The 14,574-nt window shown below is 64.9% G+C and carries 11 protein-coding genes and 1 pseudogene; all 12 read right to left on the reverse strand.

What is annotated here, in order from left to right:
- Positions 1-14: 14 nt before the first annotated feature.
- The 12 genes and pseudogenes from dnaE to ftsW all read right to left on the reverse strand — a co-directional run bounded on the left by dnaE (position 15) and on the right by ftsW (position 14,574).
- A complete protein-coding gene (dnaE, locus tag LJ362_RS09915) occupies positions 15-3,524 on the reverse strand; it encodes a DNA polymerase III subunit alpha (RefSeq protein WP_413774251.1) in 3,510 nt (1,169 codons plus the stop codon).
- Between the two features lie 239 nt (positions 3,525-3,763).
- On the reverse strand, positions 3,764-4,687 hold the full coding sequence (locus tag LJ362_RS09920; protein WP_264798878.1) for an RluA family pseudouridine synthase: 924 nt from the start codon (positions 4,685-4,687) through the stop codon (positions 3,764-3,766).
- Entirely contained in the window at positions 4,680-5,216 is a 537-nt protein-coding gene (locus LJ362_RS09925) for a signal peptidase II (RefSeq protein ID WP_264798879.1), read from the reverse strand. Before LJ362_RS09925 ends, LJ362_RS09920 begins: the two co-directional genes overlap by 8 nt.
- A gap of 124 nt (positions 5,217-5,340) precedes the next feature.
- Positions 5,341-6,135, reverse strand: a complete 795-nt coding sequence (locus LJ362_RS09930) for a DivIVA domain-containing protein (protein ID WP_264798880.1) — start codon at positions 6,133-6,135, stop codon at positions 5,341-5,343.
- 303 nt (positions 6,136-6,438) lie between these two features.
- Entirely contained in the window at positions 6,439-6,738 is a 300-nt protein-coding gene (locus tag LJ362_RS09935) for a YggT family protein (protein ID WP_264798881.1), read from the reverse strand.
- A gap of 94 nt (positions 6,739-6,832) precedes the next feature.
- The gene (locus LJ362_RS09940) at positions 6,833-7,351 is read right to left on the reverse strand and encodes a cell division protein SepF (RefSeq protein WP_101546293.1); all 519 of its coding nucleotides are present in this window, start codon (positions 7,349-7,351) and stop codon (positions 6,833-6,835) included.
- Positions 7,352-7,429: 78 nt separating this feature from the next.
- Positions 7,430-8,187, reverse strand: a pseudogene (gene pgeF / locus LJ362_RS09945) (peptidoglycan editing factor PgeF).
- A 1-nt stretch (position 8,188) separates the two neighbouring features.
- Complete coding sequence (gene ftsZ / locus LJ362_RS09950; RefSeq protein WP_139469770.1) at positions 8,189-9,376, reverse strand: cell division protein FtsZ; 1,188 nt, start codon at positions 9,374-9,376, stop codon at positions 8,189-8,191.
- Positions 9,377-9,646: 270 nt separating this feature from the next.
- Positions 9,647-10,402: a cell division protein FtsQ/DivIB gene (locus LJ362_RS09955; protein ID WP_264798882.1), complete on the reverse strand. Its 756-nt coding sequence runs from the start codon at positions 10,400-10,402 to the stop codon at positions 9,647-9,649.
- A gap of 5 nt (positions 10,403-10,407) precedes the next feature.
- The gene (gene murC, locus LJ362_RS09960) at positions 10,408-11,823 is read right to left on the reverse strand and encodes a UDP-N-acetylmuramate--L-alanine ligase (protein WP_264798883.1); all 1,416 of its coding nucleotides are present in this window, start codon (positions 11,821-11,823) and stop codon (positions 10,408-10,410) included.
- A gap of 2 nt (positions 11,824-11,825) precedes the next feature.
- On the reverse strand, positions 11,826-12,926 hold the full coding sequence (murG, locus tag LJ362_RS09965) for an undecaprenyldiphospho-muramoylpentapeptide beta-N-acetylglucosaminyltransferase (protein ID WP_264798884.1): 1,101 nt from the start codon (positions 12,924-12,926) through the stop codon (positions 11,826-11,828).
- Between the two features lies 1 nt (position 12,927).
- Positions 12,928-14,574, reverse strand: a complete 1,647-nt coding sequence (gene ftsW, locus LJ362_RS09970) for a putative lipid II flippase FtsW (RefSeq protein ID WP_264798885.1) — start codon at positions 14,572-14,574, stop codon at positions 12,928-12,930.

The raw sequence follows: 14,574 nt of genomic DNA on the forward strand, positions 1-14,574 counted from the left end.
TCGTCGTTCGCGCCTCAGACGCTCAGGCAGCGGGATCCCAGCAGCGCCTTGAGGTCTCCGTAGAGGCTCGGGTTCGGGTCGACCCGGATCGACCGGTCGAGACGCATCACCGTCTGCCGCCCCGGCTGGGACAGAGTGATGTGGACATCGGTCTGGCCCTTGTTGGACTCGAGGATCTGCTTGAGTTTCGTCGCCATCTCCTCGGTCGCCTTCTCCATCGGCATGATGAGGTTGAGCGGCCGATCGTTGGGGTCGGTGACATCGGGAATCGTCATCGACATCGCCATCAGCGAGGTCGGACGATCATCGGAGGTGCGGATGCGACCGGTCAGGGAGATCACGAGGTCGGTCGCCAGGAGGCTCGCCACCGGTTCGTAGGTGTCGCCGAAGAACATCACTTCGATCTCGGCTTCGAGGTCCTCCAAGGTCACGATCGCATAGGGGCGCCCGGAGTTCTTCGACACCTTGCGGGTGACCTGTGTGATCATTCCGCAGACCTTGATCTGGGATCCGTCATGACGGTGCGACTCCGGATCGACCACCTCGGCGATGGAGGCATCGGATTCGGCGGCCAGCACGCCTTCGAGTCCGTTGAGCGGGTGATCGGAGACGTAGAGGCCGATCATGTCGCGCTCGAAGGACAGCTTCTCCTTCTTCTCCCACTCCGGACGATCGGGAATGGTCACGGAGAAGCCCGGTGAGTCGTCTCCCCCACCGAGTCCGGCGAAGAGGTCGAACTGACCGTTGGCTTCCTGCCTCTTGATGCCGATGACCGAGTCGACGGCCTCCTCGTGGACTTCGACGAGTGAGCGGCGGCTGTGGCCGAGCGAGTCGAAGCCGCCGGCCTTGATGAGCGATTCGATCGTGCGCTTGTTGCACACATGGCTGGGCACCTTGTCGAGGAAGTCCGTGAACGAGGTGTAGGAGCCTTTCTCTCCGCGGGCCTCGACGATGCCCTCGACGACGTGGGCGCCGACGTTGCGCACCGCTCCCATGCCGAAGCGGATGTCCGTACCGACTGGGGTGAAGTGGAGGGCGGATTCGTTGACGTCCGGAGGCAGCACGGTGATTCCGAGCCGGCGGCACTCGTTGAGGTAGATCGCGAGCTTGTCCTTGTTGTCACCGACCGAGGTGAGCAGGGCCGCCATGTATTCGGCCGTGTAATGCGCCTTGAGGTAGGCGGTCCAGTAGGACACGACGCCGTAGGCTGCCGAGTGCGCCTTGTTGAACGCGTAGTCCGAGAACGGCAGCAGGATGTCCCACAGAGCTTGAGCGGCGGCTTCGGAGAAGCCGCGTTCCTTCATTCCGCCGAAGAAGCCGACCTGCTGCTTGTCGAGCTCGGACTTCTTCTTCTTGCCCATCGCGCGGCGGAGGATATCGGCCTGGCCCAGCGAGTAGCCGGCGACCTTCTGCGCGATCGCCATCACCTGCTCCTGGTAGATGATGAGGCCGTAGGTGGTGTCGAGGATCTCTTTGAGCGGCTCCTCGAGCTCCGGGTGGATCGGGGTGACCTCCTGCAGGCCGTTCTTGCGCAGGGCATAGTTCGTATGCGAATCCGCACCCATCGGACCGGGGCGGTACAGCGCCAGGGTCGCGGAGATATCCTCGAAGTTATCCGGCTTCATCATCCGCAGCAGGGCACGCAGACCGCCGCCGTCGAGCTGGAACACGCCGAGGGTGTCACCGCGGGTCAGCAGCTCGTACGCCGCCGGATCGTCGAGGGCGAGGTGCTCGAGGTCGAGATCGAAGTCCCGGTTGGCTTTGATGTTCTCCACCGCGTCGGAGATGATCGTGAGGTTCCGCAGCCCCAGGAAGTCCATCTTGATGAGCCCGAGGCCCTCAGATGTCGGGTAGTCGAACTGGGTGATGACCTGACCGTCCTGGAACCGACGCATGATCGGGATGACGTCGATGATCGGGTCCGAGGACATGATGACACCGGCGGCATGGACGCCCCACTGACGCTTCAGTCCTTCCAGGCCCTTCGCGGTCTCGAAGGTCTCTCGAGCCTCCGGATCGGTGTCGACGAGTTCGCGGAACTCCCCGGCTTCCTTGTACCGCTTGGACTCCGGGTCCTCGATGTCCTTGAGCGGAATATCCTTGGCCATCTCTGCCGGCGGCAGCGCCTTCGTCAGCCGCTCACCCATCGAGAAGGGTTTGCCGAGCACACGTGCGGAGTCCTTCAGCGCCATCTTCGTCTTGATCGTGCCGTAGGTGACGATCATCGCCACACGCTCATCGCCGTACTTCTCGGTCACATAGTCGATGACCTCGCTGCGGCGACGATCATCGAAGTCGACGTCGAAGTCGGGCATGGACACACGGTCCGGGTTGAGGAAGCGCTCGAAGAAGAGTCCGTGCTGCAGCGGATCGAGGTCGGTGATGCGCATGGCGTAGGCGACCATGGAGCCGGCTCCCGAACCACGGCCGGGTCCGACGCGGATGCCGTTGTCCTTCGACCAGTTGATGAAGTCGGCGACGACGAGGAAGTAGCCGGGGAAGCCCATCGAGATGATGATGTCGAGTTCGTAGTCGGCCTGCCGGCGGACGTCGTCGGGAACGCCGTTCGGGTACCGGTAGTCGAGCCCCTTCGCGACTTCCTTGATCAGCCACGAAGTCTCGTCCTCACCGGGAGGGCACGGGAACTTCGGCATGTAGTTCGCCGAGGTGTCGAAGGAGACTTCGCACTTCTCGGCGATTTCGAGGGTGTTGTCGCAGGCTTCGGGGAATTCCTTGAACAGGGTCCGCATCTCTGCGGGGGTCTTGAGGTAGTAGCCGGAGCCGGAGAAGGCGAATCGCGAACCGCCCTGATCGTAGGTGGGTTCGATGAGCTTGGAGCCGGACTGGATGGCCAGCAGCGCTTCGTGCGCCTTCGCATCTGATTCGTGCGTGTAGTGGAGGTCGTTGGTGGCGACCAGCGGAATGTCGAGTTCCTTCGACAGCCGGATGAGGTCCTTCGTCACTCGCTTCTCGATGGACAGACCGTGGTCCATGAGTTCGACGTAGTAGTTGTCCTTGCCGAAGATCTCACGGTATTTCCCGGCGGCCGCCTTGGCCTCTTCGTACTGTCCCAGGCGCAGCCGCACCTGCACCTCTCCCGACGGGCAGCCGGTGGTGCCGAGGAGTCCGTCGGAGTAGTTCTCGAGCAGATCCTGGTCAAGTCGGGGCCATTTCGCCGTCACCGAGTCCAGGGAGGCATACGACGATGCCTTGAACAGGTTGCGCATACCCGTGTTGTTCCGTGACAGCAGGGTCATGTGCGTGTAGAGACCACCGCCGGACAGGTCGTCGCTCTTCTGCGATTCGTCGGTGCGCCACTTCACGCGGGTCTTGTCCCGGCGATCCGTGCCGGGAGTGACATAGGCTTCGACGCCGATGATGGGTTTGATTCCGGCGGCTGTCGCCTGCGACCAGAAGTCGAAGGCGCCGAACAGGTATCCGTGGTCGGTCGTGGCGATCGCGGACATCCCCGATGCCTTCGTCGCCGCCATCAGATCGGCGAGGCGGGCCGCACCGTCCAACATGGAGTATTCGGTATGGACGTGGAGGTGGACGAAGTCCTCGTTCGGCACTGGGCGCCGCCTTCCTGAAGTTGCCGGTGTTGCCGTTCCAGCTTAGTCCATCGGCACCCGCGGCGAGGGGTCCCGAGACTGTTGTTCCTGGCACTTCACGACGAGCCTCAGGTTTGCGCAGGTCCCCTCGGCGCGGCGCTCAGCAGTCAGTCTCCGACACCGTCGGGCAGCGGCAGCGCGCGGGCGCGGCGTCAGTTCGGCCGGATGCGGTCGAGCGCGGTCTGCAGGTCCTCGGGGTACCCGCTTTCGAATTCGACCCACTTCTGCGTGTCGGGGTGGTGGAAGCCGAGTTTGACTGCATGCAGCCATTGGCGTTCCAGACCGAGTTCCTTCGCCAGCACCGGATCGGCGCCGTAGGGCAGGTCGCCGACGCACGGGTGTTTGGTAGCGGAGAAGTGGACGCGGATCTGGTGGGTGCGTCCGGTCTCCAGGTGGACCTCGACGAGCGCGGCACGGCGGTGGGCTTCGATCACCTCGTAGTGGGTGATCGCGTTCTTGCCTTCGGTGCGCACCGCGTAGAGTCCATCGTGTTTGGGGTGTCGGGCGATCGGGGCGTCGATGGTGCCGAGCACTGGATCGGGCAGACCTTGTACGACCGCATGGTAGGTCTTCTCCACCGTGCGTTCCTTGAATGCGCGTTTGAGCACGCTGTAGGCGTATTCGCGCTTCGCCACGACCATGAGCCCCGAAGTTCCGACGTCGAGTCGCTGCACGATGCCCTGACGTTCGGGGGCGCCGGAAGTCGCGATGCGGAATCCCGCGGCGGCGAGCCCGCCGACGACGGTGCGTCCGGTCCAGCCGAGAGCCGGGTGTGCTGCCACACCGACGGGCTTGTCGACGACGACGAATGCGTCTTCGTCGTGGACGATGCGCATTCCCGGCACGGGGTCGGGAACGACCTCCAGAGGCTTCTTCGGTTCGGGCATCATGATGTCGAGCCGTTCGCCGGCGATGACGCGATCGGACTTGATGACCGGACGCCCGGACATCTCCACTCCCCCGTCGGCACAGATGTCGGCGGCGGCGGTTCGGGAGAGGCCGAGCAGCTTCGACATCGCAGCGTCCACGCGCTGACCGTCGAGTCCCTCAGGGACGAGGATGGAGCGTTCAGTCATGAGAGTCCTCTTTCACGCGGGTGGAGTCCGATCCGTCGATGTCGATGCCTCTGAGGCTGACGATGACCAAGGTCACTGCGGCGGCGGAGATCGCGATGTCCGCGACGTTGCAGATGAACAGCGACAGATCGATGAAGTCGACGACGGCTCCGTGCAGGAATGAGGGTTCACGGAAGAGCCTGTCGACGAGGTTGCCGAAGAGTCCGCCCAAAAGCAGACCGAGACCGATCGCCCAGGCTCTCGATCCGAGCTTGCGCGAGATCACGAGGATCGCCACGAAGACGCCGATGGCGATGATCGGGAAGATCCACGTCACGCTCGACCCGAGACCGAGAGCGGCTCCGGGATTGCGGTAGAAGGTGAATCCGGCCAGCGATCCGATCACAGCAACCGGAGGTTGGTCTTCAAGGAGACTTACGGCGAGGAATTTGGTGAACTGATCGATCACGAGCACGACTGCCGCGATTGTGAACAGCAGGGCCATCATGGCGGCGCGAGGTCGTTTCACCCGTGAGGCAGGATCGTTCATTTGGTTCATTCTAGACCACCGCCGAGGCTGCGGGATTCAACCGCCCGACGATGCAGTGTCCGAACACGACGGAGGCCCGGGTACTCCGCAGAGTTCCCGGACCTCGGTCGGTGATGCGCTGAGATCAGAGCTTGTGGTTCGAGGAACCGCCCAGTGGGCCGTTTCCGTCGAGGGTCTCCGGAGCCAGGCTCGTGGAGTTCTCGAGGTCACGCAGCTGATCGTTGAGGTAGCTCTTGAGTCGAGTGCGGTACTGGCGCTCGAAGTTCGAGAGCTGGTCGATCGAGCGCTCGAGGGTCGACTTCTGCGATTCGAGGGTCGACAGCGTTTCGTCGCGCTTGGCTTCGGCCTTGCCGACGATGTCGGCGGCTTCCTTCTCGGCGCCCTTGATGAGCTCGTCGCGCTTGCGCTCACCTTCGGCAACATGCTCGTCGTGGACGCGCTGGGCCAGAGCGATGAGACCATGAGCGTCTCCGTCGCCGCCGACCGCGGCAGCACCGAGACCGGCACCCGCGGCTCCACCGGCGGCCATCGCTGGTGCAGCGGAGTTGTCCTGGGGTGCGGGAGCGGCTTCCTTGACGACCGGTGCCGGGGTCTCTTCGACCGGTGCCGGAGCGGCAGGCGCCTCGGCCGGAGCCGGAGCCTCTTCCTTCTCTTCGGGAGCAGCAACAGCGGCAGGCATCGCCTGAGTAGCGTCGATGTCCTGTGCCGGTGCGGCGGAGGCGCCGCCGGCTTCGAGTTCCTTCACGCGCTGTTCGGCGGTGGAGAGCTTCTGACGCAGTTCGTCGTTCTCCTGATAGAGACGGCGAATCTCAACGACGACCTCATCAAGGAAATCGTCGACTTCGTCCTGGTCGTACCCGTCGCGGAACTTCACATGCTGGAACCGCTTGTTTACTACGTCTTCAGGCGTGAGCGCCATGAGGTCACCTTCGGTCGATCTACATTCATTACGCTGCCGCCCAGAAGGACGGCTTCAACGTCACATTAGCGTAACACCTGCAGTTTTGTCCCGCAGTAATGGCGTGTCTCGCATTCAATGACGAAGTCTTCCGCGTTCGAGGCTAACAACTCGAGCGCACTGACAGCCAATTCCGGTGAGCATATTCACCATTATCCGGTATTCGATCAATCGAATACCCTTCATCGACCGGCACATTCTTCACGCCGTTCCCCATATCCATTCACAGTGGTTCTGCAGCGGAGAACACTGTGATGGCGGGTATCAGGCGGTGGTATGCGAAAGGTTGAAGAACACCGACGCGATGATCTGGATGCCGATGAGCAGGACGATGAATCCCAGGTCGAGCGACACCTGTCCCAGACGGAGCGGCGGAATGATCTTGCGCAGCAGCTTCAGCGGCGGATCGGTGAGTGTGTACACGATCTCGGCGAGGACGAGGAGGAACCCCGTGGGCCTCCAATCGCGGGAGAACACCTGGACCAGATCGAGCACGACTCGCGCCAGGAGCACGTAGACGTAGAGGCTCAGTGCAGTACCGAGGATGTAGAAGATGATGGCCACGTGGGTCCCCCGCGCCTTTCGTTGTTGCTTGAGTTCTGAGGCTTCAGCCTATCGGCTCCAGCTGAGGACGAGTTGAGAGATTCCTCCAGCGCACTCAGCTCTGGTTGAAGAAGCTGGCCTGAGTATCCGAATCGGCTTCGCTCTCGCCGGCGACTTCGATGTTCTCGGGGGTGAGCAGGAAGACCTTGTTCGTCACGCGCTCGATCGACCCGTGGAGGCCGAAGATGAGACCGGCGGAGAAGTCGACGAGGCGCTTGGAGTTGTTCTCGTCCATCTCCGAGAGGTTCATGATCACAGGGGTGCCCTCACGGAAGGCGGCACCGATGACCATGGCGTCGTTGTAGCTGCGGGGGTGGATGGTCCTGATGCGGTTCATTGAGGTTCCTGGCGCCGGGGTGTCTACGGGACGGATCGGTGACGGGTGGATCGGTGTCACCGGAGCCGGAGTCCGTTCCTCGGCTGCGGCCGGTTCGTCGTACTGGTCGTCCTCGTCGAAGGTCTCGACGACCTCGCGATCCCGGCGGGCGGGTTCACGACGGTCGGTGTGCTGGGTGGTCTCGTCCTCTTCTTCGACGAAACCCAGGTATTCCAGCGTCTTCTTGATTGCTGACATGTCTAAAGCTCCTCGGACTTCGGCACTTGCTCACCTGTCGCCCAAACTATCGCACGCGAGCATCTGGGCCGGTGAGTCCTATGGGTGTGTCGCAGTGTTTTCTTCCTGCAGCCAGATGATCCCTGCGAAACGGCCCGTGCGCTTCTGCCTGCGGTAGGAGTAGAGGTCCTCGGATTCCTTCGTGCAGGTGCGCGAGAAATGATCGATGGTCACATCGTTCCGGCGCAGCTGTTCGGCCACGGCCCCGGCGACGTCGAGCGCCGGTGTTCCGGTCACCGACACCGAGGCGGCTGTCGGCTCGATCGCCGCGACCTCGCTCCTCAGCTCGGCTGGGACTTCATAGCAGCGCGGACACACCGAGGGACCGATGACCGCGTGGATGTCCCGTGCACCGGCGTCGTGCATCGCAGCCACCGTTCTGCCGACGATTCCTGCGGCCATTCCCGGGCGCCCGCGTGGACGGCGGCGATGACTCCGGCGTCGGCATCGGCGAGCATGACCGGGGTGCAGTCGGCGACCATGATCGCCAGTCCGAGTCCCGGGACGGTCGTCAGCTGGGCATCGGCCTCCACCGGAGTGTGCCGCAGCTGTGCTTCGTCGTCGATGATGTGCACATCGGTGCCGTGGACTTGGGAGACGAACGAGAGCCGCTCGCCGCTCAGGCCGATGACCTGAGCGAGAGCGGCTCGGTTGGCTGCGACGAGTTCGTCATCGTCTCCGACGTGGCGGGCGAGGTTGAACGAGGAGAAGTCCCCGCTCGAGTATCCGCCGTGCCGGTCGGTGAAGGCGATGTGGGCGGTGCGCCCGCCCGGGATGACGAACCTCGAGCGCAGCATATTACTTGAGGAAGTCCGGGATATCGAGGTCGGAGTCGAAGTTCGAGCTGCTGCGTTCGCCCGGCAGCGAAGCGGGAATCTGGTGTTCCTCGCTGCGGCGCGGGGCAGGTGCAGGCTCGTCGGCTTCGGGGGCCTCGGGCTCGGATTCGGCGATGACGGGCGACTCGGATTCGGTCTCGGCCGGAGCGGCGGCCGGAATCGGCGCGGGGATCTGGTCGGATCCGGCGACCTCCGCATTCGGGGAGGTGTTGTCGAATCCGGCGGCGATGACGGTCACTCGGCATTCGTCGCCGATGTTGTCGTCGATGACGGCGCCGAAGATGATGTTCGCCTCGGGGTGCGCCGCTTCCTGGACCAGGCGTGCGGCCTCGTTGACCTCGAAGAGCCCGAGGTCGCCGCCGCCGGTGATGCAGAAGAGCACTCCGTGGGCGCCGTCGATGCTGGCTTCCAGCAGCGGGGACGCGATCGCAGATTCGGCGGCCTGCACGGCACGGTCGTCGCCGGTTGCCGCACCGATGCCCATGAGCGCGGTCCCGGCATCCTGCATGACCGACTTGACGTCGGCGAAGTCGAGGTTGATCAGACCCGGGACCGAGATGAGGTCGGTGATGCCCTGGACACCGGAGCGCAGGACCTCATCGGCGGAGCGGAATGCTTCGACGACGGAGACGCTGCGATCGGAGATCGAGAGCAGACGGTCGTTGGGGATGACGATGAGGGTGTCGACCTCTTCGCGCAGCGCCGCGATTCCGGCTTCTGCCTGCGCGGAACGACGGCGTCCCTCGAAGGTGAAGGGGCGGGTCACGACGCCGATGGTCAGAGCGCCGAGCGACCGGGCCACGCGGGCCACGACCGGGGCGGCACCGGTTCCCGTGCCGCCGCCTTCGCCGGCGGTGACGAAGACCATGTCCGCGCCCTCGAGGGCGTCGCGGATGGCGTCCTCGGAGGATTCGGCGGCCTTCTTGCCGATCTCCGGATCTGCGCCGGCGCCGAGGCCTCGGGTCTGGTCACGGCCGATCTCGAGCTTGACATCGGCGTCGGAAAGGACGAGAGCCTGCGCGTCGGTGTTGATCGCGATGAACTCCACGCCGCGCAGGCCGACGTCGATCATCCTCTGTACAGCGTTGACACCGCCGCCGCCGGTTCCGGCAACTTTGATGTCCGCTCCGGATTGTGGGAATTCAGCCAAGTCGGTTCCTCGTCTCAAGCGCTTGCGCTCCGCAGGGTCTGCGTGCGCATTCGGTCTGTGTTCTCTGCCCTGAGGCTATTGGGCGGGGCAATCTCACTGCAACCATTCTCGCCGGAGTGTCGGGGTTCGGCCAAACTTCACACCCGGTGTGTCGGGGCCAAACGGAGGCAATCGCGGCGGCTGGACCGTACAGGGCAGCTCACGGCGGCCCGGACCGGTCGCGGCGGAGTGTTCGAGACCGGTTCGGGCCGACGACTGGTCGGGCGGATCTCAGTCGGTCACGGGCACCGAGGGCACGGAGACATCGATCTCGGTGCGTCCCTCGGCGGCCAACTGGGCGGCGGTGCGCACTTTGAGGCTGGAGTCCGAGGAATCGCCGAAGACGACCGTGGCCTTCTGCTTTCCGGTGTCGAGCCGTCCCTTCAGGCTCATGGCGTCTTTGGCCTCGATCGTCACCAGCTGACGCCTGAGCTCCGGTCGCAGTTCGCCCATGAAGCGGATGACCGCGGAGACGGTCTCTCTGTCCGGCTGGTGTCCGCCGCCGCTGAGCACAGTGAGCTTCTTCGGTGCTGTGTCGACAGTGCCGAGGTCGACGGCTTCGGAGTCGTAGAGGCGATAGCCGGATTCGCCTCTGATGGCGATGACGGGCGTGCGGTCGGTGATCTCGATCTTCAGTGCTCGGGGGCCCGCGTAGTGGACTGAGGCCGCTTCGGTCTTCGGGAATTCCTTCAGCACGGCGTCCTCGACGCTGCCGGGGCGCACCTGAGGCAGCGGTCGGCCACCCTGGTCGTCTAGCACGAAATCGCTGACCTTGTCGGTGTCGAGCAGTCGACTGCCGCTCACCTGCACCTTCTGCAGGGACAGCAGGGGTGAGAACCAACCGACGGCAACGAGGGCGATGAGGGCGGCCACGATGCCGATGGCGATGAGGCGTCGACGCCAGGTCCTGAGGCGGCGGGCCCGGATGACTCCGGTGAGGTCCGCGGTGGAGTTGTCACCGGTCCGGGCCGGGGGAAGCGGCACCATGGGCGTCAGCCCTCCAGCGCGCTCAGCAGCTCGGGCCCGAGGATGGTCACGTCACCGGCTCCGACAGTGAGCACGAGATCTCCGGGCTTCACGCGGGCGGCGACGAAGGGGACCGCCTCGGCGAAGGACTCCAGGAAGGTCACGTTCTCGTGTGGGACCCGGTCGGCGATGAGCGCGCCGGTGACTCCGGGCACGGGGTCTTCGCGCGCGGGGAAGACATCGAGGACGACGACCTCATCGGCCAGCCCGAGGGCCTGTCCGAATTCCTCCCGGAATTCCATCGTCCGCGAGTACAGGTGGGGTTGGAAGACGGCCCAGACCCGTCCCCCGTCGGTGACGACTCCGCGGGCTGCGCTGAGCACTGCGCGCACCTCGGTCGGGTGATGGGCGTAGTCGTCGATGACGCGCACGCCGGCGGCGATTCCGCGTTCTTCGAATCGGCGCCGGGTGCCTCCGTAGCCGGCGAGACCCGTTGCCGCGCGTTCGACATCGGCGCCGAGGCTGTGCGCCACGGCGATGGCGGCGGTGGCGTTGAGTGCATTGTGCATTCCCGGCTGCCGCAGTTCGACTTGCAGCTCGCCGTCCCGGCCGGGCAGGTCGAGGACGAAGCTCGAGCCGATCCCGGAGTCGAGGTCACGCAGCACGATATCGGCATCCTCGGACGTGCCGTAGAGGACGACATCGGCTCCCTGGCTGCGGGAGTGCAGGGCGACGTCGTGGGAGCCGGGGTCGTCGGCGCAGGCGATGATCGTTCCGCCCCGGGTCTGGATGCCGTCGCAGAACTCGATGAAGGCTTCGCGCACCTTCTCCGGGGTTCCGTAGTGATCGAGGTGGTCGGCTTCGACGTTCGTGAGGATGCCGATGGCCGGTTCGTAGAGGAGGAACGATCCGTCGGATTCGTCTGCTTCGGCGACGAAGACGTCTCCGGTGCCCAGATGGGCGTTCGTGCCCGTCGTCGACAGCACTCCCCCGATGACGAAGGACGGGTCGACTCCGCAGGCCTGCAGCGCCACGGTGGTCATCGACGTGGTCGTGGTCTTCCCGTGAGTGCCCGCCACAGCCACGGCCCGCCGGTCGACCATGAGCGAAGCGAGTGCTCCGGAGCGATGGAGGATGCGCAGTCCCCGGCGCTGTGCTTCGACGAGTTCGGGGTTGTCCTTGCGGATGGCCGAGGAGATGACGAGGGTATCGGCCTCGCCGAGGTTGTCGGCCGAATGCCCGATCGTGACCGTGGCGCCCAGGGTCCGGAGAACGTCGACGACGTTGGATTCCTTCGCGTCCGAACCGGAGACGGTGACTCCGTTCATGACCATGATCCGGGCGATTCCGGACATTCCCGATCCGCCGATGCCGATGAAGTGGACGGCTCCGAGTTCGCCTACGGGAACGATGTTCGCGGGGCTCGTATTCGCAGAGGTCATGATCAGCCTTCCAGCGCGCGGTTGACGATGCCGGCCATGCGGGCCGCGGCATCGGTGGGGTAGTTGAGATGCAGAGCCGCCTGGCTCATCTGCGTCAGACGGGACTCGTCGGCCAGCAGCGGCAGAACGGTGTCGACGACCGTCGACGGTGAGAATTCGGCATTGTCGACCATGAGCGAGGCACCGGCCGAGACGCTTCCGGAGGCGTTGAGGCGCTGTTCTCCGTTGCCGATCGCCAGGGGCACGTAGACTGCCGGGACTCCGGCGACGGTGGCTTCGGAGACCGTGGCGGCACCGGAGCGGGCGACGAGCAGATCGGCGACCGCATAGGCCCGATGCATTCCGTCGACGTAGTCCACGACGTGGTAGTCCGGCAGTTCGGCCGCTGCCTCCCGCAGGGCCTCGCCCTTCCCGGCTCCAGTGATGTGGAGGACTTGGATGCCGGCCGCCTGGCACGCGGTCGCGGTGGCCAGGAACGCTTCGTTGATCTTCTGCGCACCGGAGGATCCGCCGGTCACGACGAGGACCGGACGGTCGTCGCGCAGCCCGAGATCGGCACGGAAGCCGGCACGCTGATCCTCGTCGCTGCGGTCGAGATCCGTGATCTCTGTGGGCATGGGCATGCCGACGAGGGTCGAATTGCGCAGCTCGGTGTCCGGGAAGGTGATCCCGACCCGCCCGGTGGTGGTCAGTCGGGCGCCGAGGCGGTTGGCCATTCCCGGCTTCGCATTGGCTTCGTGGACGATCAGCGGGATCTTCGCCTGTTTGGCGGCGAGGAAAGCCGGCGGGCAGACGTAGCCGCCGACGCCGACGACGGCATCGATGCTGCGGGAGGCGATGATCTGCTTGACGGCGGAGATGTTGCCGCGGAAGCGTCCCGGGAATTTCAGCAGGGCGGGACTGATCGACCGCGGCATGGGCACCTTGTCGATGGTGAGCAGTTCGAACCCGGAGCGTGGAACGATTTCGGCTTCGAGTCCGTCTGGGGTGCCCAACGCCACGACGTCCCAGTCGGGGTGCTGCCGGCGCAGCTCACGGCCGATCGCCAGCATCGGCGAGATATGGCCGGTGGTGCCTCCACCGGCGAGGAGGATACTCGTCATCTCATTTCCTTTTCTTGCGGGCAAGCACGGCGAGTGAGGATCGCAGGCGATCCTTGTTGGCGGCTATGGCCGCCTCGGCGCCCGGTTCGGTGCGAGCGAACGACAACACCACTCCCACGGCGAGGAGAGAGGCGATGATCGAGGAGCCGCCGTAGGACACGAACGGCAGCGGCAGACCGATGACCGGCAGCAGTCCGGTGACGACGCCGATATTGATTCCGGCCTGCCCGATGATGAGTGCGAAGAAGCCGGCAGTGGCGACCTGGACCATGAGACTCTTCGAACGCATCACCACGCGTACCATGGCGAAGCCGAGGACGGCGAAGATGAGGATGACGACGAGGGTGCCGACGAGGCCCAGCTCCTCTCCGATGATGGCGAAGATGAAGTCGTTGTGGGCTTCGGGCAGCCAGGACCATTTCTCACGGCTGGCGCCGAGCCCGACCCCCAGCCATCCGCCGGAGGCCAGCGAGAACAATCCGTGGTTGGACTGCCAGGCTTGGCCCATGGTGTCAGCGGCGCTCTGATCCGCGTGACCGGTGAGCATCGCCTGGATGCGGTCGAGCCGGTTCTGGGAGCTGAGCACGAAGAAGGTGACCGCCGCGGCCAGCACGCCGCCCAGGAGGATGAAGTACTTCGTCGGGAATCCGCCGACGAACAGGCACACGATGGCCATGGCCATGATGACGAGGCCGGTGCCAAGGTCGTTGCCGGCCACGACGAGTCCGGCGGCGCCGAGGACTCCGGGCACGACGGGGATCATGGCGTGGCCGAAGGTGGTCATCTTCCCCGCCTTCTGGGCGAGGATGAAGCCGAGCCACAGGGCGAGGGCGACCTTGAGGAACTCCGAGGGCTGGATCTGGAATCCGCCGAACCCGATCCAGTTCGCATTGCCCTTCGTCTCTTTGCCGAGCCCGGGGACGAAGACCGCCGCCTGCATGAGGAGTCCGCCGATGATGGCGAACCAGGCGATCCGCTTCCAGAACTGCAGCGGCATCCGGCTGGCGATGTACATGAGGACGAGACCGACCCCGGCGAACATCGCCTGCTTGTTGAAGTAGGCGAATGAGGAGCCTGCTCCCCCGTCGTAGGAGGTGATCGATGAGGCGGAGAGCACCATGACCAGGCCGAGTCCTGTGAGCAGGACGACGGAGGCGAGGATGAGGAAGTAGGTCGTCAGCGGGTGCGCGGAGAGGCTGGAGATGTCACCGCGCAGATGGGTCCATGCATTCTTGAGCACCGAGGCGGTCTTGTTCTTCCCCGCGGCCTTCGCAGGCTTCTTCGAGGCGGCCTTCCCAGCACTCTTCCCAACGGACTTCGCCGGTTTCTTCGCGGTCCCCGCCTTCGGCGCGGAGCCGCGTGTGGCAGATGTCGACGTGCCGGCTCCTCCCGGACGTCTGCCAGCGGTCGTCGTCGGCGCCGTCTTCGCGGCAGATGCCGTCTTCGAGCCAGTCGCTGTCTTCGCGGCAGACGCTGTGCCGGCAGACTTTGCGGTCCGCGCCTGCGAAGCGGTCTTCACGCTCGAGGACCTCGTCGTGGTCGTCGACCGTGAAGTCGTCGACACCGTCGGAGCGGATGCGGAGACAGAGGTCTTCGCAAGCTTGCGGCGGCGGCGTTCATCCGCCTTCGCGGTGGTCTGCCGTCCCAT

It is taken from the genome of Brevibacterium sp. JSBI002 (genome assembly GCF_026013965.1).
In the GTDB taxonomy this organism is placed as follows: domain Bacteria; phylum Actinomycetota; class Actinomycetes; order Actinomycetales; family Brevibacteriaceae; genus Brevibacterium.

What these genes read in the sequence shown, in the direction of transcription:
- LJ362_RS09925 (WP_264798879.1), bottom strand. Translation starts at nt 5,216, where the DNA reads ATGAACGATCCTGCCTCACGGGTGAAACGACCTCGCGCCGCCATGATG.
- murC (WP_264798883.1), bottom strand. Translation starts at nt 11,823, where the DNA reads ATGACCTCTGCGAATACGAGCCCCGCGAACATCGTTCCCGTAGGCGAA.
- LJ362_RS09940 (WP_101546293.1), bottom strand. Translation starts at nt 7,351, where the DNA reads ATGTCAGCAATCAAGAAGACGCTGGAATACCTGGGTTTCGTCGAAGAA.
- LJ362_RS09955 (WP_264798882.1), bottom strand. Translation starts at nt 10,402, where the DNA reads ATGGTGCCGCTTCCCCCGGCCCGGACCGGTGACAACTCCACCGCGGAC.
- LJ362_RS09920 (WP_264798878.1), bottom strand. Translation starts at nt 4,687, where the DNA reads ATGACTGAACGCTCCATCCTCGTCCCTGAGGGACTCGACGGTCAGCGC.
- LJ362_RS09930 (WP_264798880.1), bottom strand. Translation starts at nt 6,135, where the DNA reads ATGGCGCTCACGCCTGAAGACGTAGTAAACAAGCGGTTCCAGCATGTG.
- dnaE (WP_413774251.1), bottom strand. Translation starts at nt 3,524, where the DNA reads ATGTTGGACGGTGCGGCCCGCCTCGCCGATCTGATGGCGGCGACGAAG.
- ftsW (WP_264798885.1), bottom strand. Translation starts at nt 14,574, where the DNA reads ATGGGACGGCAGACCACCGCGAAGGCGGATGAACGCCGCCGCCGCAAG.
- murG (WP_264798884.1), bottom strand. Translation starts at nt 12,926, where the DNA reads ATGACGAGTATCCTCCTCGCCGGTGGAGGCACCACCGGCCATATCTCG.